At 69.5% G+C, this 20,041-nt stretch carries 17 protein-coding genes; 13 read left to right on the plus strand and 4 right to left on the minus strand.

What is annotated here, in order from left to right; genetic code table 11:
• Positions 1 to 241 precede the first annotated feature (241 nt).
• The 9 genes from hemL (at position 242) to MEBOL_RS19330 (ending at position 9,878) form a co-directional block, all read left to right on the plus strand.
• Positions 242 to 1,537: a glutamate-1-semialdehyde 2,1-aminomutase gene (gene hemL / locus MEBOL_RS19290; RefSeq protein ID WP_095978822.1), complete on the plus strand. Its 1,296-nt coding sequence runs from the start codon at positions 242 to 244 to the stop codon at positions 1,535 to 1,537.
• On the plus strand, positions 1,521 to 2,885 hold the full coding sequence (locus MEBOL_RS19295) for a serine/threonine-protein kinase (RefSeq protein ID WP_245919907.1): 1,365 nt from the start codon (positions 1,521 to 1,523) through the stop codon (positions 2,883 to 2,885). Before hemL ends, MEBOL_RS19295 begins: the two co-directional genes overlap by 17 nt.
• A 114-nt stretch (positions 2,886 to 2,999) precedes the next feature.
• Positions 3,000 to 3,884, plus strand: coding sequence for an STAS domain-containing protein (locus tag MEBOL_RS19300; RefSeq protein WP_095978823.1), 885 nt, complete (start codon positions 3,000 to 3,002; stop codon positions 3,882 to 3,884).
• Between the two features lie 15 nt (positions 3,885 to 3,899).
• On the plus strand, positions 3,900 to 4,301 hold the full coding sequence (locus MEBOL_RS19305; RefSeq protein WP_095982872.1) for an STAS domain-containing protein: 402 nt from the start codon (positions 3,900 to 3,902) through the stop codon (positions 4,299 to 4,301).
• A gap of 4 nt (positions 4,302 to 4,305) precedes the next feature.
• Entirely contained in the window at positions 4,306 to 4,686 is a 381-nt protein-coding gene (locus MEBOL_RS19310) for an anti-sigma regulatory factor (RefSeq protein WP_218920928.1), read from the plus strand.
• Positions 4,677 to 5,702 (plus strand): ATP-binding SpoIIE family protein phosphatase, encoded by a 1,026-nt coding sequence (locus tag MEBOL_RS19315; RefSeq protein WP_095978825.1) that lies wholly within the window; start codon positions 4,677 to 4,679, stop codon positions 5,700 to 5,702. The genes MEBOL_RS19310 and MEBOL_RS19315 overlap by 10 nt, the downstream gene beginning before the upstream one ends.
• The gene (locus MEBOL_RS19320; RefSeq protein WP_095978826.1) at positions 5,699 to 7,459 is read left to right on the plus strand and encodes an ATP-binding response regulator; all 1,761 of its coding nucleotides are present in this window, start codon (positions 5,699 to 5,701) and stop codon (positions 7,457 to 7,459) included. The genes MEBOL_RS19315 and MEBOL_RS19320 overlap by 4 nt, the downstream gene beginning before the upstream one ends.
• A 49-nt stretch (positions 7,460 to 7,508) precedes the next feature.
• Positions 7,509 to 9,425, plus strand: a complete 1,917-nt coding sequence (locus tag MEBOL_RS19325; RefSeq protein WP_095982873.1) for a hybrid sensor histidine kinase/response regulator — start codon at positions 7,509 to 7,511, stop codon at positions 9,423 to 9,425.
• Between the two features lie 60 nt (positions 9,426 to 9,485).
• Positions 9,486 to 9,878 (plus strand): hypothetical protein, encoded by a 393-nt coding sequence (locus tag MEBOL_RS19330; protein WP_095978827.1) that lies wholly within the window; start codon positions 9,486 to 9,488, stop codon positions 9,876 to 9,878.
• 3 nt (positions 9,879 to 9,881) lie between these two features.
• Here MEBOL_RS19330 and MEBOL_RS19335 read toward each other — a convergent pair whose 3' ends face one another.
• Positions 9,882 to 11,510, minus strand: coding sequence for a fumarate hydratase (locus MEBOL_RS19335; protein WP_095978828.1), 1,629 nt, complete (start codon positions 11,508 to 11,510; stop codon positions 9,882 to 9,884).
• A gap of 152 nt (positions 11,511 to 11,662) precedes the next feature.
• Here MEBOL_RS19335 and MEBOL_RS19340 point away from each other — a divergent pair, with 152 nt between their 5' ends.
• The 4 genes from MEBOL_RS19340 to MEBOL_RS42990 all read left to right on the plus strand — a co-directional run bounded on the left by MEBOL_RS19340 (position 11,663) and on the right by MEBOL_RS42990 (position 15,553).
• A complete protein-coding gene (locus MEBOL_RS19340; protein ID WP_095978829.1) occupies positions 11,663 to 13,372 on the plus strand; it encodes a dipeptidase in 1,710 nt (569 codons plus the stop codon).
• Between the two features lie 34 nt (positions 13,373 to 13,406).
• Positions 13,407 to 14,171 (plus strand): PP2C family protein-serine/threonine phosphatase, encoded by a 765-nt coding sequence (locus MEBOL_RS19345; protein ID WP_095978830.1) that lies wholly within the window; start codon positions 13,407 to 13,409, stop codon positions 14,169 to 14,171.
• An 81-nt stretch (positions 14,172 to 14,252) separates the two neighbouring features.
• Positions 14,253 to 14,972, plus strand: a complete 720-nt coding sequence (locus tag MEBOL_RS42985; RefSeq protein WP_245919909.1) for an endonuclease/exonuclease/phosphatase family protein — start codon at positions 14,253 to 14,255, stop codon at positions 14,970 to 14,972.
• Complete coding sequence (locus tag MEBOL_RS42990; protein WP_245919911.1) at positions 14,972 to 15,553, plus strand: DUF4082 domain-containing protein; 582 nt, start codon at positions 14,972 to 14,974, stop codon at positions 15,551 to 15,553. The genes MEBOL_RS42985 and MEBOL_RS42990 overlap by 1 nt, the downstream gene beginning before the upstream one ends.
• A 16-nt stretch (positions 15,554 to 15,569) precedes the next feature.
• Here the strand turns inward: MEBOL_RS42990 and MEBOL_RS19355 are convergent, their stop codons facing one another.
• The 3 genes from MEBOL_RS19355 to MEBOL_RS19365 form a co-directional block, all read right to left on the minus strand.
• A complete protein-coding gene (locus MEBOL_RS19355) occupies positions 15,570 to 15,956 on the minus strand; it encodes a hypothetical protein (RefSeq protein WP_095978831.1) in 387 nt (128 codons plus the stop codon).
• Positions 15,953 to 18,331 (minus strand): FdhF/YdeP family oxidoreductase, encoded by a 2,379-nt coding sequence (locus tag MEBOL_RS19360; RefSeq protein WP_095978832.1) that lies wholly within the window; start codon positions 18,329 to 18,331, stop codon positions 15,953 to 15,955. Before MEBOL_RS19360 ends, MEBOL_RS19355 begins: the two co-directional genes overlap by 4 nt.
• A gap of 90 nt (positions 18,332 to 18,421) precedes the next feature.
• On the minus strand, positions 18,422 to 19,960 hold the full coding sequence (locus tag MEBOL_RS19365; RefSeq protein WP_095978833.1) for an ADYC domain-containing protein: 1,539 nt from the start codon (positions 19,958 to 19,960) through the stop codon (positions 18,422 to 18,424).
• Between the last annotated feature and the right edge of the window lie 81 nt (positions 19,961 to 20,041).

The following is a 20,041-nucleotide window of genomic DNA, read 5'->3' on the forward strand; positions in this document are numbered from 1 at the left end:
CTTCCCGAGGACACGGAGGGTGCGGTGGGGCTGCCGGTGCCGCCCAGTTCTCGCCCAGGGGATTCGTGGACCTGGACGAGCGCTCACGAAGCCGGTGCGGTGGAATTTTCTCCTCTGCTTATAAACAGTCCTGTGACTGTAAGTGAAGTTAATGTGTAGACGAGTATACGAATAGAAGCAAGCCATTCACGGAGGGTGGTGGAAGTCCAAGGGAGAGGGGGCGCCGTGTTATGGATTGAGAATGAACCACTCCCAGAGCAAGGCCCTCTTCTCCCGTGCGCAGGAGACCATCCCGGGAGGGGTGAACTCTCCGGTGCGCGCGTTTCGTGGTGTCGGTGGCGAGCCTGTCTTCTTCAAGGAAGGCGCGGGCGCGTGGCTGACGGATGTGGACAACAACCGGTACGTGGACCTGGTGGGCAGTTGGGGTCCGCTCATCCTGGGACATGCGTGGCCGCCGGTGGTCGCGGCCATCACCGAGGCGGCCCGCCTGGGCTCGTCCTTCGGCGCGCCCACGGAGGCGGAGGTGCGGTTCGCGGAGCTCATCTGCGCCACGGTGCCGAGCGTGGAGAAGGTGCGGCTCGTCTCCAGTGGGACGGAGGCCACGGTGGCGGCCATCCGGCTGGCGCGAGGCTTCACGGGGCGTGATTACATCCTCAAGTTCGAGGGCTGTTTCCACGGCGCGGGAGACCCCTTCCTGGTGAAGGCGGGCAGTGGCGTGGAGACGTTGGGCCTGCCGGACTCGCCGGGCGTCCCCGCGGCGGTGGCGGGACTCACGCTGACGGCGCCCTACAATGACCTGGGCGCGGTGGAGAAGCTGTTCGCCGAGCGCGGCAAGGACATCGCCTGCGCCATCATCGAGCCGGTGGTGGGCAACATGGGCGTGCTCATCCCCGAGGAGGGCTACCTGCAGGGGCTCCAGGCCCTGTGCCGGGCGCACGGGGTGCTCTTCGTGCTGGACGAGGTGATGACGGGCTTCCGGCTCGCGCGGGGCGGAGCGCAGGAGGTGTATGGCCTGCGGCCCGACCTGAGCACCTTCGGCAAGGTGATTGGCGGCGGCCTGCCGCTGGCGGCCTACGGCGGGCGGCGCGACGTCATGTCCAAGGTGGCTCCCGAGGGGCCGGTGTACCAGTCGGGCACGCTGTCGGGGAACCCCGTGGCGGTGGCCGCGGGTCTGGCGAGCCTCCAGGCCCTGCGCTCGCCGGGCGTCTACGAGCGGCTGGACTCCATTGGCCGGGAGCTGGAGGCGGGGCTGCGCGCGGAGGCCGAGGAGGCGCGCGTGCCCGTCACCATCAACCGCGTGGGCAGCATGTTCACCGTCTTCTTCACCGAGGGCCCGGTGTTCGACTACGCGAGCGCGAAGAAGAGCGACACCGCGCGCTACGGCCGCTTCTTCCACCAGATGTTGGAGGAGGGCGTGTACCTGCCGCCCAGCCAGTTCGAGTCCGCCTTCCTGTCCCTGTCCATCAACGAGCCCGAGGTGGCGCACATCCTCCGGGCGGCTCGCCGGGCGTTCCGCGCGCTTGGGACCGCCGCCTGACGCGAAGGCCCCGGCGCCCGGGGCCGTCTCCTTCGGCCCCTACACCCTGGTGCGGCGCATCGGGTATGGGGGCATGGGCGAGGTATTCCTCGCGCGCGAGGAGAAGCCCGGCCGCGCCTGCGTGGTGAAGAAGGTGCTGCCGGGGCTCGCCGGCAACGCCCAGTTCCTCGCCCGCTTCCGGGACGAGGCACGCGTGGTGCGGCGCCTGTCCCATCCCAACATCGCCCGCGTGTGGGACATGGGCGAGGTGCAGGGCGAGCTCTACCTGGCCATGGAGTACGTGGCGGGCAAGACGCTCAACCGCCTCATGTGGCGCCTGCGCAAACAGGGCCGGGTGTTGCCCGTGGGGCTCGCGTTGCTCGTGGGCGAGCGCATGTGTCAGGGGCTCGCCCATGCGCACGCCGTGACGGACGAGCAGGGCCACCCGTTGCACCTGGTGCACAGGGATTTGTCCCCGGCCAACGTGTGCATCTCCTACGCGGGCGAGGTGAAGATCATCGACTTCGGCGCGGCGCAGTCCACCCTCAAGGAGGCCCAGACGGCCCCCAGCGTGGTGATGGGCAGCCTCGCGTACATGGCGCCCGAGCACGCGCGCAAACAGCGGGTGGACCGGCGCGCGGACGTGTACGCCACGGGCGTGGTGCTCTGGGAGTTGCTCGCCTGGCAACCGCTTGTCCAACAGGGGGATGTCGTCGAGCGCTGGCGCCGCGCGGCCTACCCGGACTGGACGCCTCCGAGCCAACACCGCGAGGGCCTGCCGCCGGCCCTGGACGCGGTGGTGATGAAGGCGCTGGCCACCGAGCCCGATGCCCGCTACCCGGACGCCCTGGCGCTCGCCCGGGCCCTGCGCGCGTCGCGCGAAACGCTCGCTCCCGGCGTGGACGACGCGGACCTGGCGCGGCTCATGGCCGAGGCCTTCGCGCGCGAGAAGACGGTGGAGGATGGGGTGCTGGAGGAGTTGCTGCGCGGCCGCTCCACCCTGCGCCGCCCCCTCACGGAGAAGGAAATGCCCGCCTTCGCTCCCCCCACGGCGCTCGCCTTCGAGCACCGGGCGCTCGAGGTCCCCGCGGACTTCCTGCCCTCCTCCCAGGTCGTGCTGGTGGACCCCGCCTCCCAGGAGTCATCCACTTCACGCGAGGTCCGGGTCGCCTTCGACGTGGACCTCACCTCCCATGAATCCGTGGTGGCCGAGCACGGCCAGGGCTCGGGGCTGGTGCGTGCCCCCGAGGAAGCCCAGGACGACGGGCTCGCACCCGACGTGGAATCACCCCGGACCTGGTGGCTCGCCGGAGGCTTGTTCCTCGTCGCGCTCGCCGTGGGTTTCCTGTTGATGTGGCTGCTGGGATGAAACCCGGAAGCCCTATCGTTCACTGAACAGTCCCGACGGGAGGACTGGGACGGGGGCCTTCGCCCTGGCGCCCTCTCCGTGCCCGTATGCTAGAGCCTGCTCGACAGGAGAGCCATGTTGAGCACCCGTATCCACGACATCCTCAAGAATCATACATCCGAGTTGCAGAGCGAGTGGCTCGCGGCGATGGCGAACAGCGGCGCGCGCCGCGATGCCTTGATGAAGGAGGGGGAGCTGCGCGAGCAGTGCGCCGAGTTCCTCCGGTTGCTGTCGCAAGCGACCCAGCAGGGGGGCACCACGGACATCAATTCGTCCCTCTTCACCCCCGTGCGCGAATTGCTCGAGCGGCTGTCCCGCTCCCGCAGTCTGCAGGGCTTCACGCCGACCGAGACGGCCACCTTCATCTTCAGCTTCAAGCTGCCCCTGTTCAGCGCGCTGCGCCGCGAGTGGTCCCGCGAGCCGCAGGTGTTGGCCGATGAGCTGTGGAGCGCGACGCTGTTGCTGGACAGGCTCGGCCTGTTCACCACCGAGGTGCACCAGAAGACGCGCGAGGAGGTCATCCACCGCCAGCAGCAGGAGATGATGGAGCTGTCCACGCCCGTGGTTCAGTTGTGGGATCGCATCGTGGCCCTGCCGCTCATCGGCACGCTGGACAGTGGCCGCACCCAGACGGTGATGGAGACGCTGTTGCAGCGCATCGTCGAGACGAGCGCGGAGATCGCCATCCTGGACATCACGGGTGTGCCCACCGTGGACACGCTCACCGCCCAGCACCTCATCAAGACCGTCACCGCCACCCGCCTCATGGGCGCCGAGTGCGTCATCAGCGGCATCCGGCCGCAGATCGCCCAGACCATCGTCCACCTGGGCGTGGACCTGTCCGGCGTGGTGACCAAGTCCAGCCTGGCCGGTGCGTTCAGCTGGGCGCTCAAGCGGCTCAATCAGAGCGTCAACACTTCTCCCGGCCTCGCGCGTACCGCCACCGCGAGCAAGGGCTAGCCAGGGTCTCTACCTATGGAGCGTATTTCCATCCTCCGCATGGGGCGGATCCTGATTGTCACCATCCAGGTCGACATGCACGACCAGATCGCGATGGCGCTCCAGGACGACCTGACGGCGAGGATCGTCGAGACAGGCGCTCGGGGTGTCCTCATCGACATCTCCTCCCTGGAAGTCGTGGATTCGTTCATCGGACGCATCCTGGGCAACATCGCCACCATGTCGCGCGTGCTGGACGCGCAGACGGTGGTGGTGGGGATGCAGCCGGCGGTGGCCATCACCCTGGTGGAACTGGGCATGTCCCTGCCCGGCATCCGCACCGCGCTCAACCTCGAGAAGGGTATGGCGCTGCTACAGGCCTCCATCGAGGCCGACGAGGCTGCGATCGAGGTCTCGGATGCAATCCTTGAGGAGTGAGGTGATGCCCATCCGCTCGTCCCAGGACCTGGTGCTCGTGCGCCAGGCGGTGCGAACGTGGTCGGCCGAACTCAAATTCAGTCTCGTGGAACAAACGAAGATGGTGACGGCCGCGAGTGAACTGGCCCGCAACACCCTGGACTACGGGGGCGGCGGGGAGGTCACCTTCCACATGCTCCAGGACGGCTTGCGCAAGGGGCTGCGGCTGTCCTTCGAGGACCGGGGACCGGGCATTCCCGACGTGGAACTCGCGCTGCGGGATGGGTACACCTCGGGAGGCGGCATGGGGCTGGGGCTGGGCGGTTCGAAGCGGTTGGTGAACGAGTTCGAGATCGTCAGCAAGGTGGGAGAGGGGACTCGAGTCACGGTGACGCGATGGAAGTGAGCACCACGGCCCTCCCCGTCACGGAGAGCAGCCAGGCGGGCCACGCCCGCCGCACGGCCGCCGCCCTGGCCGAGCGTCTGGGCTTCAAGGAAGAAGCCGCGGGCAAGGTGGCGCTCGTGACGAGCGAGGCGGCCAAGAACCTCGTCGCCCATGCGCGCGAGGGCCTCCTCCTGCTTCGGGCCCTGCACGAGGGTCCTCACGTGGGCGTGGAAGTGCTCGCGGTGGACAAGGGTCCGGGCATGGCGGACGTGGAGCGCTGCATGCAGGACGGCTACACCACGGCGGGCACGGGGGGCTCGGGCCTGGGCGCCATGCGGCGCATGGCCTCCACCTTCGACATCTACTCCCAGCCCGGCGTGGGCACGGCGGTGCTCGCCCGGCTGTGGGCGGACAAGTCTCCTCCGCGGCCGTCCATGGACGTGGGCGCCGTGTGCGTGGCCATGGCGGGCGAGGAGGTGTGTGGGGATGCCTGGTCCGTGGACTGCGTGGACCCCGCGGCGGGCCGCTACCGCTTCCTCGTCGCGGATGGGCTGGGCCATGGGCCCGACGCGGCCCGGGCCTCTCGCGCGGCGGTGGTGTCCTTCCTGGAGCAGAGTGGTGCCGACCTCCTCCAGGTGATGCGGGGCGCGCATGAGGAGATGCGCAGCACCCGGGGCGCCGCGGTGGCGCTCGCCGAGCTGCGCCCGCACGACGCGAAGCTCGAGTTCGTGGGCGTGGGCAACATCTCCGCGGCGATCATCGCCCCGTCGGGGACTCAACGGCTGGTGTCCATGAATGGAACGCTCGGCCATCAGATGAGCCGCTTGCAGTCGTTCTCCTACGGCTGGGGTCCGGCCTCCCGGCTGGTGATGTGCTCGGACGGATTGGCCACCCAGTGGCGCGTGGACCGCTATCCCCGGCTGCTCGCCCACCACCCGGCGTTGCTGGCCGGCGTGCTCTACCGCGACTTCTACCGGGGCCGGGACGACGCGACGGTGCTGGTGGCGGCGGCTGCTTCCGGGGGTCTCTCCCCGTGATCTCCTCGCTCTTCCAGTCCGAGTTGCGCACGGGCCAGGACGTGGTGAACACGCGGCAGCGAGGCCGGCACATCGCCCAGGTGATGGGCTTCGACGCGCAGGATCAGGTGCGCATCGCCACCGCCATCTCCGAGGTGGCCCGGCTCGCCTCGGCCCAGGCCAAGGGCCACATCGAGTTCTTCCTGGAGGAGTCCCAGCCGCCCTCGCTGCTCGTGCGCGTGCGCGCTCCGGCGTCGACCGAGGGGCTGGTCTCCGGGAATTCTCCTCAGGCGCTTCGGCCGGGGTCCGCGCTCGTCCCCGCGCAGCGGCTGATGGAGCGCGTGGTGGTGCGGCGGGAGGGCGAGGAGTGGCTCTTGTTGGAGCTGGCCCAGCGTCTGCCTCGCGCCGTGCCCTCTCCCGGCGCCTTGAAGACCCTCCAGATGGACCTGGAACGGCAGCGGCGCGCCAGCGTGTCGGACGAGCTGGCGCGGCAGAACGAGGAGCTGGTGCGCATCCTGGATGAACTCCAGTCGCGCAAGGCCGAGGTGGACCGGCTCAACCGCGAGCTGGAGGAGACCAACCGGGGCGTGGTGGCGCTCTACGCCGAGCTCGAGGAGAAGGCCGAGGCGCTCCGGCGCGCCTCGGACATGAAGACGCGCTTCATCTCCAACATCAGCCACGAGCTGCGCACGCCCATCAGCTCCGTCGTCAACCTCTCGCGCCTGCTGTTGGAGCGGTTGGATGGACCGCTCAACTCCGAGCAGGAAAAGCAGGTCGTCTTCATCCGCAAGTCCGGCGAGGCCCTGCAGGAGCTCATCGACGATCTGCTGGACCTGGCGAAGATCGAATCCGGCCGCTCCGAGGTGCTCCCCACGCGCTTCTCCGTGTCGGAGCTGTTCGGCTCGCTGCGCGGGATGCTCCGGCCCCTGCGGGTGAACGAGGGGGTGTCGCTCGTCTTCGAGGAGACCCCGGGGATGCCGGAGCTGCACACCGACGAGCGCAAGCTGTCGCAGATCCTGCGCAACCTCGTGTCCAACGCGCTCAAGTTCACCCGCCACGGTGAGGTGCGGGTCTCGGTGGCGCTGGGCCGCCGCGGCACGGTGGTGTTCTCCGTGCATGACACCGGAGTGGGCATCGCCCCGCAGGATCAGGAGCGCATCTTCGAGGAGTTCGTCCAGGTGGAAGGTCCCCACCAACAAGGCGTCAAGGGCACGGGGCTCGGGCTGCCCCTGTCGCGGCGCATGGCGGAACTCCTGGGCGGCTCGCTCACCGTGGAGAGCCACCCCAGCCGGGGCAGCACCTTCCGGGTGACGGTGGCTCGCGACTACACCCAGCAGCCAGGCGAGGAAGAGAATGAAACGCTTGCTCCCCCACCGCCCGAGGAGGCGTCGCGTCTCCGCACGGTGCTCATCATCGAGGATGACGAGGTCGTCCGCTATTTGTTGCAGCGCATGCTGGCCGAGCCGCAGATCCAATTCCAGGAGGCCGAGTCGGGGCCGGTGGGCCTGCGGCTTGCGGGACAAATGAAACCCTCCGCCATCATCCTGGACCTGTCACTGCCCGGGATGGATGGCTTCGACGTCCTGGACGCGCTCAGGCGCCAGCAGGATACGCGGGATATTCCCGTCATCATCCATACCAGCCGCTCCCTGACCGAGCAGGAGCGCGGACGTTTGCTTCCCCACACGGTGGGCATCCTCTCGAAGAGTGGACTGACTCGCGACGTGGCCTCCGAGCTTCTTCACCGGGCCTTGTCCGGTGCCGCCCGACGGGCATGATGAATTCCCCGCCGCCCCCCCCTGTCTGGACCCCGAGGAGTGCACCCGCGTGTCTCACCGTGAACCCATCCTCCTCAACATCAACGACAACGAGGCCAACCGGTACACGGTGACGCGGCTGTTGCGCGCCGCGGGCTTCCAGGTGGTGGAAGGCGGCACGGGCGCCGAGGCGCTGCGGCTGGCCGCCGAGGTGAATCCAGACCTGGCCATCCTGGACGTGAAGCTGCCGGACCTCAATGGCATCGAGGTGTGCCGGCGCCTCAAGTCGGATCCTCGCACGGCGGGCATCGCCGTCATGCACCTGTCGGCCAACTACATCCGCATCGAGAACAAGGTGGAGGGGTTGGACAGCGGCGCGGATGGCTATCTGATCCAGCCGGTGGACTCCTCGGAGTTGCTCGCCACGGTGCGCTCGCTCCTGCGCATGCGCCGGGCCGAGGATGAAGCGCGGGACGCGGCCCTGCAGTGGCAGTCCACGTTCGACTCGCTGGGGGACGGCGTGTGCCTGCTGGACGGGGACGGCCGCGTGATGCGCGCCAACCGCTCCTTCCTGTCCCTCTTCGGGCTGTCCGCGGAGCAGGTGCTGGGGCGCTCCTTCTCGGCGCTCATGCGGGAGAGCAGCGCTGGCGCCGAGCTGCCCCCGAGCTGCGGTGAGGCGCTGGACTGCCGCGACGAGGCCACGGTGTGCCTGAGCTCGCGGTGGTACCGCGTGGCGGCCACGCCCGTGCGGAGCGGGGAGGGCACGCTGACGGGCGCGGTGCGCATCCTCACGGACATCACGCCCCACCGCGAGCTGCAGGACGCCCTGCGCCAGCGGGCGGCGGATCTGGCCGAGGCGGACCGGCGCAAGGACGAGTTCCTCGCCATGCTCGCGCACGAGCTGCGCAACCCCCTGGCCGCCATCGTCAACTCCCTGCACCTGGCGGAGACCACGCGCTCGCCCGGCTCCGAGTCCAAGGCCCTGCGCGTCATGGCACGGCAGAGCCAGCACATGGCGCGCATGGTGGATGACCTGCTGGATGTCTCGCGCTTCAACCGCGGCCACATCGAGCTGCGGCGCGCGCGGGTGGACCTGCGCCAGGTGGTGCAGCACAGCGTGGATGCGCGCCGGCAGTCGTTCGAGGACAAGGGCCTTTCCCTGGAAGTGGAGCTGCCCGGGGTGGACGGCCTGTGGCTCAACGGAGACGCCACGCGGCTGGAGCAGGTGGTGTCCAACCTGCTCGACAACGCGCGCAAGTACACGCCCGAGGGAGGGGTCGTCTTCGTCGGCGTGGCGGTGGAGCGCGATGTGCGCGGACGCCGGGCCTACCTGCGCGTGAAGGACACGGGCATCGGCATGAGCCCGGAGCTGTCGGCCCGGGTCTTCGACCTCTTCGTCCAGGGCGAGCAGCAGCTGGATCGCTCCCGGGGAGGACTCGGCATCGGACTCACCCTGGTGCGGCGCCTGGTGGAGCTGCATGGCGGCAGCGTGACGGCGCACAGCGAGGGCGAGGGCCGGGGCAGTGAACTCCGGGTGGTCCTCCCGCTGGCGGCCGAGGACGCCTTGCCCGCGCCCGTGGAGCCTCGCGGCGCGGCTCCGGCCCGGATGAGCGCGCGGCGGGTGCTCCTGGTGGAGGACAACGAGGACACGCGCGAGGTGCTGCGCGAGCTCCTGGAGATGTGGGGCCATCAGGTGGAGGTGGCCGAGGACGGTTTCAAGGGGGTGGAGCGCTTCCCCTCGCAGCGGCCCCACGTGGCGCTGGTGGACCTGGGTCTGCCGGGGATGGATGGCTTCCAGGTGGCGCGCAGGATTCGCGAGAGCGAGGGCGGACAGGACGTCTTCCTGGTGGCGCTCACGGGCTACAGCGGCGAGCACCGCACGCGCGCCATGGAGGCGGGCTTCGACCTGCACATGGTCAAGCCCGTGAAGCCGGACGAGCTGGAGCGGCTGCTCGTCCAACTGCCCGAGCGCCGGAAGTCGGCCTGAGCCTCGTCCTCCCACATTGGCCATGCCCCCCGGGGCCCGACCTGCGCTATGTGAAGGGGTATGTCGATCGAGACGGAAACGGGAGTCACGCTCCCCTTCGAGCGCTTCTGGGACTGGGTCCTGGACCACACCAACTGCATCCTCAGTGTCGGCACCGAGGAGTCCTGGCTCTATGACGCCGAGGCCCTGCACTGGGTCCTCTTCTCCGAGGACAACGGCACGCCCGTGGTGCAGCTCATCCTGGGCAAGCGGCTGGTGGGCGAGATGGTGCTCGACACCACGGATTTGATGCACGTGCAGGTGCTTCCGGACCCGGAGAACGTGGACCGCGGCGCCTTCCTCTTCAAGGTGCTCGGGGGCACGAAGTCCGCCCCCCGGGTGCGCTACACCTTCCAGCTCGCCCACGGGCTGGAGAACATGCCCACCCAGCACGTGGCGGGCCTCAAGCACTGAGCCCTACTTCTTCGCGGGCTTGTTGATGTTCGCGAAGAAGTCGTTGCCCTTGTCGTCCACGACGATGAAGGCGGGGAAGTCCACCACCTCGATCTTCCAGACGGCCTCCATGCCGAGCTCCGGGTACTCGAGCACTTCCACCTTCGTGATGCAGTCCTTGGCGAGCCGCGCCGCGGGGCCGCCGATGGAGCCCAGGTAGAAGCCGCCGTGCTTCTTGCAGGCCTCGGTGACGGCGGACGAGCGGTTGCCCTTGGCCAGCATCACATGGCTGCCCCCTTCCGCCTGGAACTGATCCACGTACGCGTCCATGCGGCCCGCCGTCGTGGGGCCGAACGAGCCCGAGGCGTAGCCCTCCGGCGTCTTCGCCGGGCCCGCGTAGTACACCATGTAGTCCTTGAGGTACTGGGGCATGCCCTCGCCCCGGTCCAGGCGCTCCTTGAGCTTCGCGTGCGCGATGTCGCGCGCCACCACCAGCGGGCCCGTGAGCGACAGGCGCGTCTTGATGGGGTAGCGCGACAGCTCCGCGCGGATGTCCGCCATGGGCCGGCGCAGGTCGATCTTCACCACCTCGCCCGCCAGGTCCGCCTCCGTCGTCTCCGGCAGGTACTTCGCCGGATCCGCCTCCAGCTGCTCCAGGAAGACGCCGTCCTTCGTGATCTTCCCGAGCGCCTGACGGTCCGCCGAGCACGACACGGCGATGGCCACCGGGCACGAGGCGCCGTGGCGGGGCAGGCGGATGACGCGCACGTCATGGCAGAAGTACTTGCCGCCGAACTGCGCGCCGATGCCCGTGCGCTGCGTGAGCGCGAGCACCTGCTTCTCCAGCTCCACGTCCCGGAAGCCCCGGCCCAGCGCGTTGCCCTCGGTGGGCAGCGTGTCCAGGTAGCGCGCCGAGGCGTACTTGGCCGTCTTGAGCGCGTACTCGGCCGAGGTACCTCCCACGACGATGGCCAGGTGGTAGGGCGGGCACGCCGCGGTGCCCAGCGCGCGGATCTTCGCGTCCAGGAACGCGAGCAGGCTCTTCTCGTTGAGCAGCGCCTTGGTCTCCTGGAAGAGGTAGCTCTTGTTCGCCGAGCCGCCTCCCTTGGCCATGAAGAGGAACTTGTAGGCGTCTCCGTCGGTCGCGTAGAGCTCGATCTGCGCGGGCAGGTTGTTGCCGGTGTTGACCTCCTTGTACATGTCCAGCGCGGCCATCTGCGAGTAGCGCAGGTTGGCGGTGCGGTACGTGTCGAACACGCCCCGGGCAATCGCCTCCTCGTCGCCTCCGCGCGTGAGCACGTACTGGCCCTTCTTGCCCATCACGATGGCGGTGCCCGTGTCCTGGCAGGAGGGCAGCACCCCGCCCGCGGCGATGTTGGCGTTCTTGAGCAGCTCCACCGCCACGAAGCGGTCGTTCGCCGAGGCCTCGGGATCCTTCAGGATGTTCGCGAGCTGGGCCAGGTGGCCGGGCCTGAGCAGGTGCGAGATGTCCTTCATGGCCTCGCGCGTCAGGAGCGACAGGGCCTCGGGCTCCACCTGGAGGAACGTCTTGCCACCGGCCTCCAGGGTGGACACGCCTTCCTTGGTGAGCAGCCGGTAGGGCGTTTCGTCCTTGCCGAGCGGCAACATCTCCTGGAACTGGAAGTCATTCATGAGCGCTTTCTTCCGTCAAAGGGGGTCGGGGCACAAGGGATTGTAGGGGCAATTGGCGCGCCGCGCCGTGCCCGCTCCGCCGCCGGGGGAGCCGCCGCCGGGGGACGCTCCGGAGCGGGTGCATTCCGGAGCGCCCTTGGTACCATCCCCGCATGATCCAGCCCTTCTCGAAGTTCCTGCCGGCCCTGGCCGTCTCGGCGGGACTGGTGGCGCCCTCGGCGCTCGCGTGTACCAGCCTCCTGGTGAGCAAGGGGGCCTCCGCGGATGGCTCCACCCTCATCACCTACTCCGCCGACTCGCACGAGCTGTATGGGGACCTGACGCACACCCCGGCGCGCCGCAACGCCCCCGGCGCCCAGCGCGACATCATCGAGTGGGACACGGGCAAGTTCCTCGGCCGCATCCCGGATGCCCCCGTCACGTACTCCGTGGTGGGCAACATGAACGAGCACCAGCTCTCCGTGAGCGAGTCCACCTTCACCGGCCGCAAGGAGCTGGAGGGGCCCGCGGGCATCATCGACTACGGCTCGCTCATGCAGCTCGCCCTGGAGCGCGCGAAGACGGCCCGCGAGGCCATCCAGGTCATGACGAGCCTCGTGGCCGAGCACGGCTACGCCTCCACGGGTGAGTCCTTCTCCATCGCGGACCCGAAGGAGGCGTGGATCCTGGAGATGATTGGCAAGGGCACGGGCCAGAAGGGCGCGGTGTGGGTCGCCCGGAAGCTGCCCGAGGGCTACCTGGCCGCGCACGCCAACCAGTCGCGCATCCGCCAGTTCCCCCTCAACGAGTCCGACAGCACGCTGTACTCGAAGGACGTCATCTCCTTCGCGCGCGAGAAGGGCTGGTTCAAGGGCGCGGACAAGGACTTCAGCTTCGCGGACACCTACCACCCGCTCGACTTCGAGGGCACGCGCTTCGCCGAGGGGCGCGTGTGGAGCATCTTCCGCCGCGCGGCGCCGTCGCTCGGGCTGGGCGTGGAGTACGCGGATGGCTCGGCGCCCCAGAAGCGCCTGCCCCTGTGGGTGAAGCCGGACAAGAAGCTCGCCGTGCAGGACGTGATGGGCCTCATGCGTGACCACTTCGAGGGCACCCCGCTCGACATGACGAAGGACGTGGGCGCGGGCCCCTACGCGGTGCCCTACCGCTGGCGCCCGATGACCTGGAGCGTGGACGGCAAGAACTACCTGCACGAGCGCGCCATCTCCACCCAGCAGACGGGCTTCTCCTTCGTGGCCCAGATGCGCTCGTGGCTGCCGGCGCCCGTGGGCGGCGTGCTGTGGTTCGGCGTGGATGACACCTTCACCACCGTCTACACCCCCATGTACGCGGGCATCCGCCGCGCGCCCCAGCACTTCGCGCAGGGCGTGGCCAGCCGGGGCCAGTTCTCCTGGGACTCGTCCTTCTGGGTGTTCAACTGGGTGTCCAACCAGGCCTACGCGCGCTGGAGCGACATGATCGTCGACGTGCAGCGCGCCCAGGGCGAGCTGGAGGGGCAGTTCCTCGCGGACCAGCCCGACATCGAGAAGGCCGCGCTGGAGCTGTACAAGAGCTCGCCGGAGCAGGCCCGCGCCTACCTCACCGACTACTCCTCCCAGCAGGGAGACAAGGTCCACGCCCGGTGGCGCAAGCTCGGGGAGCAGCTGCTCGTCAAATACATCGACGGCAACGTGCGCGACGAGCAGGGCAAGGTGCAGCACCCCAAGTATCCGGACTCCTGGTACCGGCGGATCGCCCAGGACACGGGCCGCCGGGTGGCCGCCCCTGATTCTCCTCCCGAGGTCAAGCCCGCGGATGCCCCTCCCGCGAGCGTGAAGCCCCCCGCGCCTCCCGACTCGAAGCCCACCGTGGCACCGGCGCCTTGAGCCGCGTCAGCCTCGCGCCCTAAAAAGGGCTTCCATGCCTGCCAGGTCACGAATCGACAGCGGAGCGGCCACCCACATTGGCCGCCGTTCGAACAACGAGGACTCCTTCTGCGAGAAGCCGGAGCTCGGCTTCTTCGCGGTCGCGGATGGCTTGGGGGGGCACGAGGGAGGCGAGGTGGCCAGTCAGCTCGTGCTGCGCACGGTGACGGACTTCCTGTCCTCCGACGAGCGGACGGCGCCCTCCGCGCCGGTGCCGAGCGCCGAATCGGAACCGGCGGCCGCGGGCCCCGAGCGGTTGTTGCGCGAGGCCGTGCAGCTCGCCCACCATGAGGTGCGGGCCCAGCAGAAGGGCAAGCTGCACATGATGGCGTCCACCCTCACCGCGGTGCTGTTCGAACAGGACGAGGCGGTGGTGTGCAACCTCGGTGACAGCCGCACCTTCCTGGTGAGGGACGGGGCGGTGCAGCGGCTCACCAAGGATCACACCGTGCTCGCGGAGATGGAGGCGGCGGGGCTGGACACGAAGACGCCCTTCGCCCTGCGCCACCGCAACTCGCTCACGGGCGCGGTGGGCATGGAGGACAGCGTGGACGTGGACTGTGGCCGCGTGTCCGTGCGCCCCGGTGACGTGCTCCTCTTGTGCAGCGATGGGCTGTACGAGCCCGTGCCGCCGGATTTGATGGTGGAACTGCTGGCCCAGGGCGGCTCGGCGCGGGAGATGGCCGAGCGGCTCGTCACCCGCGCCTATGACCGGGGCGGCACGGACAACATCACCGGCATCGTGCTCCGGGTGCTGTGAGCCGAGGCGGAGGGAGGCAACAAGACGTCGGGGAATCACGAGAATCGCGGAGCCCCGCGATTCTCCCTCCTGGAGTGCGTCATGCGTTCCCGTGTTCACGCTGTCCTCGTCCTCTTCCTCGCCGCCCTCCTCACTCGCTGCGCTCCGCCCGAGTCCGCCTCCGAACCGGACGCCACCCCGAGAGAAGCCGCTCAGGCCCTCACTCCCGGAGGAGGGCTGCGGTTCATGACGTACAACATCAAGCACGGCGAGCTGAGCAGCCTCGAGGCCATCGCGGGCGTCATCAACGCTCAGGCGCCGGACCTCGTCGCGCTCCAGGAGGTGGATGTCCTCACCACGCGCTCGGGCAAGGTGGACCAGGCCGCGCGGCTCGGCCTGCTCACCGGCATGCAGGCCGTGTTCGTCCCCTCGCTGACCAGCTACGACTCGGGCCAGTACGGCCTGGCGCTCCTGTCGCGCTACCCCATCCGCTCCTCGCAGCGCATCCCCCTGCGCTCGGCCGCCGAGCAGCGTGTCCTCGCGCTCTACACGGTGGAGCTGGATGCCCAGCACCTCTTGCCCGTGGGCGTTACCCACTTCGGCACCACCGACGCCGCCGAGCGGCTCAACCAGGCCGCGGACGTCAAGGCGGCGCTCGCGGGCAAGCCCTGGGCCCTGCTCGGCGGTGACTTCAACGCCACGCCTTCCGAGTCCAGCATCTCCAGCCTGATGCAGCAGTTCACCGACGCCTGGAAGCGGGGCGGCTCGGGCGCGGCTATACCAGCTCCGCGGGCTTTCCCACTCGGCGCATCGACTACCTGATGCTCGGCTCCGCGTGGACCTCGCCCGTCTCCGCCAGCGTGCCCGGGGCGTCGTCCCAGTCGGATCATCGCCCCGTGGTGGCCACGCTCATCCTGCCGTGGAGCCAGACCCTGCTGGGAGATCGGGTGCCGGGCACCGCCGTCCAGGCGGACACGAAGGCCGTCGAGGTGGGCGTCCGGTTCCGTAGCAATGTCGCCGGCACCATCAACGCGCTGCGCTTCTACCGGGGCACCGGCAATGCCAGCGGCTACGTGGCGCGCCTGTGGACCCTGTCGGGCACGCTGCTGGCCCAGGTCCCGGTTCGCGACGGGCGCATTCCCGGATGGCAGGAAGGCACCTTGTCCTCGCCCGTCCCCATCACAGCGGGCACCACCTACGTGGTCTCCTACTACTCGTCCAACGGGCAGTTCGCGCGGGACGTGGATGGCTTCGCGAGCGCGCTCGTCAGTGGCAACCTCACCGCGCCCGCGAGCGTGGGTGGCAACGGCGTCTATGTCTACGCCACGGGCGGAGGCTTCCCGACGAACTCGTACAAGGACACCAACTACTGGGTGGACGTGCGCTTCACGCCCGCGCCGTGAGCCATCTTCTCGACCCTCACGGGGCTCCGTCCGCCGGGACGAGCGTCATCACCACGGGCTCCCCCGGGTTGTGCATCCGGAGTCTGAAGGTGGTCGCCGTCAGCTCCAGGATGTCCACCGGGTAGGACTGGGACTCCTCCACCATGGTGAGGGCCCCCTGCTGGTAGCGCCAGGTGCCCAGGGCCGGGGTGCCCGTTGTCGAGGCGATGACCAGCGTCCCCTCTGAGAGGAACACGTAGAGCTGTCCCTTCTGGATGGTGGGCGAGGCCTCCACCTTCCAGACCTTGTTGATGAAGCCCGTGGGGGCCGTCACGGGCGGCGAGGGCGGCGGCTTCGCGGGTGTCGTGGCGCAGCCGGTCATTATGAGCAGGGCGGCGGTGGCCAGGGTCTTCACGGTGTTCATCGCGACGCCTCCAGGGCGGGTAGGTCCACGGACGGCACGAGGGTGATGACGACCGATTTGGACGTGGGGGTGCGGCTCTTGTCCGCGATGCTGTGGAGCGGCACCAGCACGTTGGCCTCGGGGAAGTAGGTGGCCGCGCACCGCCGGGGAATGTCGTAGGGCACCACCACGAACTTCCGGGCCACGCGCCGCTCGCCCTCGAAGTGGCTCGTCAGGTCCACCGGCTGGCCCGCCGTGACGCCCAGCTCCTTCATGTCCTCGGCGTTGAGCATCACCACCCGCCGCCCGGCCTTGATGCCCCGGTAGCGGTCATCCAGCCCGTACACCGTCGTGTTGTACTGGTCATGCGTGCGGATCGTCATCATCAGGAGCTGGCCCGGCTCGAGCTCCCACCGGGGCATCGGGTGCACCGTGAAGTGGGCCTTGCCGCTCGTGGTGGTGAAGCGGCCCTCGCGAGGCCCGTTCGGCAGCGAGAAGCCTCCCGGCTCCAGCACCCGCCGGTTGAAGTCCTCGAAGCCGGGAATCACCCGCGCGATGCGCTCGCGCACCCGGCCGTAGTCCGCCGCCAGCTCCTCCCAGGGCACGGTGTCCTTCGGGCCGAGCACCGCCCGCGCGAGCCTCGCCACGAGCGCGGGCTCGCTGAGCAGGTGCTCCGAGGCGGGTGGCAGCGTCCCTCGCGAGGTGTGCACCACCCCCATGGAGTTCTCCACCGTGACGAATTGCGGCCCCGAGGCCTGGGTGTCGCGCTCGGTGCGGCCCAGGCACGGCAGGATGAGCGCCCGCCGCCCGGTGACCAGGTGCGCCCGGTTGAGCTTGGTGGACACGTGCACCGTCAGCCGCGTGCGGCGCAGGGCCTCGGCCGTGGCTTCCGTGTCCGGCGTCGCCGACAGGAAGTTGCCGCCCAGCGCGAAGAAGACCTTCACCCGCTCCGCGCGCATGGCCTCGATGGTGGCCACCACGTCCAGGCCGTGGTGCTCGGGCGGGGTGAAGCCGAACTCCGCGCCCAGTGACTTCAGGAAGGCCGGACGGGGCCGCTCGTTGATGCCCATGGTCCGGTCGCCCTGCACGTTGCTGTGGCCGCGCACCGGGCACAGCCCCGCCCCCGGCTTGCCGATGGCGCCGCGCAGGAGCGTCAGGTTGACCACCTCCTGGATGTTGCCCACGGCGTTCTTGTGCTGCGTGAGCCCCATGGCCCAGCACCAGATGATTTGGTCCGTCTCCGCCATCCACCCGGCCACGGTCTCCAGCCGCTCGCGCGGGATGCCGCTCTGCTCCACCACGTCGTCCCAGGACACGCCCGCCAGGTGCGCCGCCCAGGCCTCGAAGCCCAGCGTCTCCGACTCCACGAAGTCGCGCGCCACCACCGTGCCCGGCGCCCGCGCCTCGCGCTCGAGCAGCGCCTTGCCCAGGCCCTGCAGCAGCGCCACGTCCCCGTTGATGCGCACCTGGAGGAAGGCGTCCGAGAGCGGCGTGCCCCCGCCCAGCACCCCCCGGACGGCCTGGGGATGCTTGAAGCGTTGCAGGCCCGCCTCGGGCAGCGGGTTGATGCTGACGATGCGGCAGCCCTGGCGCTTGGCGGCCTCGAGCGCCGTGAGCATGCGCGGGTGGTTGGTGCCCGGGTTCTGCCCGATGACGACGATGAGCCGGGCCTTCTCGAAGTCCTCCAGCGTCACCGTGCCCTTGCCGATGCCCACCGTCTCCGTGAGCGCCGTGCCGCTCGACTCGTGGCACATGTTCGAGCAGTCCGGCAGGTTGTTGGTGCCGAAGCGCCGCACGAGCAGTTGGTAGAGGAACGCCGCCTCGTTGCTCGTCCTCCCCGAGGTGTAGAAGGCCGCCTCGTCCGGGGCGCCGAGCGCGTGCAGCTCGCTCGCCACGAGCGCGAAGGCCTCGTCCCAGGACACGGGCTCGTAGTGCGAGGCGCCCTCGCGCAGCACCATGGGGTGCGTGAGCCGCCCCTGCTTGCCCAGCCAGTGGTCCGTCTGGGCCGCCAGGTCCACGAGGCTCCACTTCTGGAAGAAGTCGGGCGTCACCCGGGCCGTGGTGGCCTCCTCCGCCACCGCCTTCGCGCCGTTCTCGCAGAACTCGAAGGCCGAGCGGTGGGCCGGGTCCGGCCACGCGCAGCCGGGGCAGTCGAAGCCGTGCGCCTGGTTCACCTTGAGCAGCGTCTGGGCGCCGCGCATGACGCCCATCTCGTCCCAGGCGTGCTGCATCGCCTTCACCACCGCCGTCACGCCGCCCGCGACGCTCGCTGGGGCGCCCACGCGCAAGGGTTCGGCGAGGGTGGGCGGCTGGGCGCTCGGGCGGAGGGCGGCGGGGGTCCGAGGGGAGGAGTCGCCGGACTCCGGGGTCTGGGTGTCACGCGTCGTCTCCGCCATGGGGCCTCCTGCGCCGGGGGAGTGGGGAGTCTAACTCCCCGGGCGCTGGAGGAGGGGACCGGTGGTGCTCGTCCGGTCTCCGGGCGGTCATCAGGGCGTGGGCACTCCACCGTCGGAGGGCGTTCCGCCGTCGGCGCCATGGATCGCCGAGTGGTTGAACAGCCGGATGGGGCTGGTGGAGGGCTCGTAATTCAAGGCCTCCTCGGGGGTGTTGCAGACCGTGGGGCAGAGCACGTCGTTGTGCCACTTCTCTCCGGGCTTGCAATCCCCCGCGATGCTTCCATCGGGGAGCAAGGACGGGGCGATGAGGGGGCAGCCGATGGGAGGCGGTGGCAGGGTCTTCCAGCGCGCATGGCTCAAGCACACGGCGCCCGACCTGTTCCATCCCGCCTCGAAGATCTCCTGGGGGAGGATGTCGTCGGCGTCGGGCCGGGTGAAGACGGTGGGGTTCACCTGGTGGTCCCAGAACGTGATGTGGGTGCCTTCCTGGGTCTGCGTGCCGCCGTTGCCGCAATAGTCCGCGCGGGCCATGCGCGTGCAGACGGCGTGGGCGTCGCCCATGTTGCCGGTGCCGCCGGGGTTGAGGCCGTCCTTCCAGGGCTGGTAGCCCCAGCGGTAGCACTTGGCGATGACGTCGTGGTGGCACCCGAGGGTGAAGCGCGTGGGATCCGAGGTGTCTCGGGCGCCCGTGTCCTCGTCATAGACGCCCGACACCGGCACCATCCAGTCCGAGTTCGGTCCTCCATTCACGTTCGAGCACGTCACCCACTCGTCCTGGCGCTTCATCTTCATCTTGTAGAGGAAGGTGTTGCCGCTGCCATCCCACCACGTGGGGGGAGAGCGGCCCTCGTCCACCACCTGGTTCGCGTTGAGGACGTCCTCGATGACGACGGTCATGTCGTCGTGTTGCGGGTTCTTCACGGAGGTGCCGAAGAGCCGGGCGCCGATCAACTCCGCGCCGCGCAGCACCCGGCGCGCGGGGAACTTGCCGCTGGAAGCCTCGACGCGGGCGCTCCAGGGCTGGCCGGCCATCCAGGCTCCCGCGAGCACCGTGTACGTGCCCGAGGCGGGGCACGTGAAGGTGACATCCGGGCAGAGGCTGCCGTTGCAGCCGTTGTCCCCCGAGGCGATCGCATTCGCGGAGACACACGGTTGGGTACCCGGGCAGACGCGCAACACGGCGTTTCCAGAGCAGGTGCCGAGCCCGCAGCCCCCCGCGCCCAGGTGCACGGAGCTCTGGGGCGTGCACGAGCCCACGCCCTTCCAGGAGAAGCCGCAGTTGCGGTTGACGCCCGTGGTGGGAGTGACCGCGCAGGTGGACAACACGGGGCTGCCGCTGTCGTCGCGGTAGGTGACCTCGCCGACGAGCTCTCCCTTTTCCAAGCGCAGGTCCTGGATGAGTTCACCGGTGTCCTCGAAGGCCGCCTTCAGGAAGGAGACGCTCTCCAGCTCCGAGCCGTGCAGCAGCCGGCCCTGGGTGGGCCAGCCCTCCTCGTCCTGGGCGAAGGAGCGGGTGGTCCAGGCCGACGTCTCCTGGAGCGCGGGGGGTTCACCCTGACAGGCCGCGAACAGGCCCAGGCTGGCGCCAAGACAGAAGGGGAACAGAAGACGGGTCGACAAGGGGGGCATGGGTCTCTCTCCGGTGGACGGGTGCGTCCATTTCAACCGCCGTGCCACTGCCTCCGCCTGGGACGGGGGGTCTTTCCGGGC

The sequence above is a fragment of the Melittangium boletus DSM 14713 genome, from assembly GCF_002305855.1.
GTDB lineage: Bacteria > Myxococcota > Myxococcia > Myxococcales > Myxococcaceae > Cystobacter > Cystobacter boletus.

What these genes read in the sequence shown, in the direction of transcription:
- hemL (WP_095978822.1), top strand. Translation starts at nt 242, where the DNA reads ATGAACCACTCCCAGAGCAAGGCCCTCTTCTCCCGTGCGCAGGAGACC.
- MEBOL_RS19300 (WP_095978823.1), top strand. Translation starts at nt 3,000, where the DNA reads ATGTTGAGCACCCGTATCCACGACATCCTCAAGAATCATACATCCGAG.
- MEBOL_RS19305 (WP_095982872.1), top strand. Translation starts at nt 3,900, where the DNA reads ATGGAGCGTATTTCCATCCTCCGCATGGGGCGGATCCTGATTGTCACC.
- MEBOL_RS19310 (WP_218920928.1), top strand. Translation starts at nt 4,306, where the DNA reads ATGCCCATCCGCTCGTCCCAGGACCTGGTGCTCGTGCGCCAGGCGGTG.
- MEBOL_RS19315 (WP_095978825.1), top strand. Translation starts at nt 4,677, where the DNA reads ATGGAAGTGAGCACCACGGCCCTCCCCGTCACGGAGAGCAGCCAGGCG.
- MEBOL_RS19330 (WP_095978827.1), top strand. Translation starts at nt 9,486, where the DNA reads ATGTCGATCGAGACGGAAACGGGAGTCACGCTCCCCTTCGAGCGCTTC.
- MEBOL_RS19335 (WP_095978828.1), bottom strand. Translation starts at nt 11,510, where the DNA reads ATGAATGACTTCCAGTTCCAGGAGATGTTGCCGCTCGGCAAGGACGAA.
- MEBOL_RS19340 (WP_095978829.1), top strand. Translation starts at nt 11,663, where the DNA reads ATGATCCAGCCCTTCTCGAAGTTCCTGCCGGCCCTGGCCGTCTCGGCG.
- MEBOL_RS19345 (WP_095978830.1), top strand. Translation starts at nt 13,407, where the DNA reads ATGCCTGCCAGGTCACGAATCGACAGCGGAGCGGCCACCCACATTGGC.
- MEBOL_RS42985 (WP_245919909.1), top strand. Translation starts at nt 14,253, where the DNA reads ATGCGTTCCCGTGTTCACGCTGTCCTCGTCCTCTTCCTCGCCGCCCTC.
- MEBOL_RS42990 (WP_245919911.1), top strand. Translation starts at nt 14,972, where the DNA reads ATGCTCGGCTCCGCGTGGACCTCGCCCGTCTCCGCCAGCGTGCCCGGG.
- MEBOL_RS19355 (WP_095978831.1), bottom strand. Translation starts at nt 15,956, where the DNA reads ATGAACACCGTGAAGACCCTGGCCACCGCCGCCCTGCTCATAATGACC.
- MEBOL_RS19360 (WP_095978832.1), bottom strand. Translation starts at nt 18,331, where the DNA reads ATGGCGGAGACGACGCGTGACACCCAGACCCCGGAGTCCGGCGACTCC.
- MEBOL_RS19365 (WP_095978833.1), bottom strand. Translation starts at nt 19,960, where the DNA reads ATGCCCCCCTTGTCGACCCGTCTTCTGTTCCCCTTCTGTCTTGGCGCC.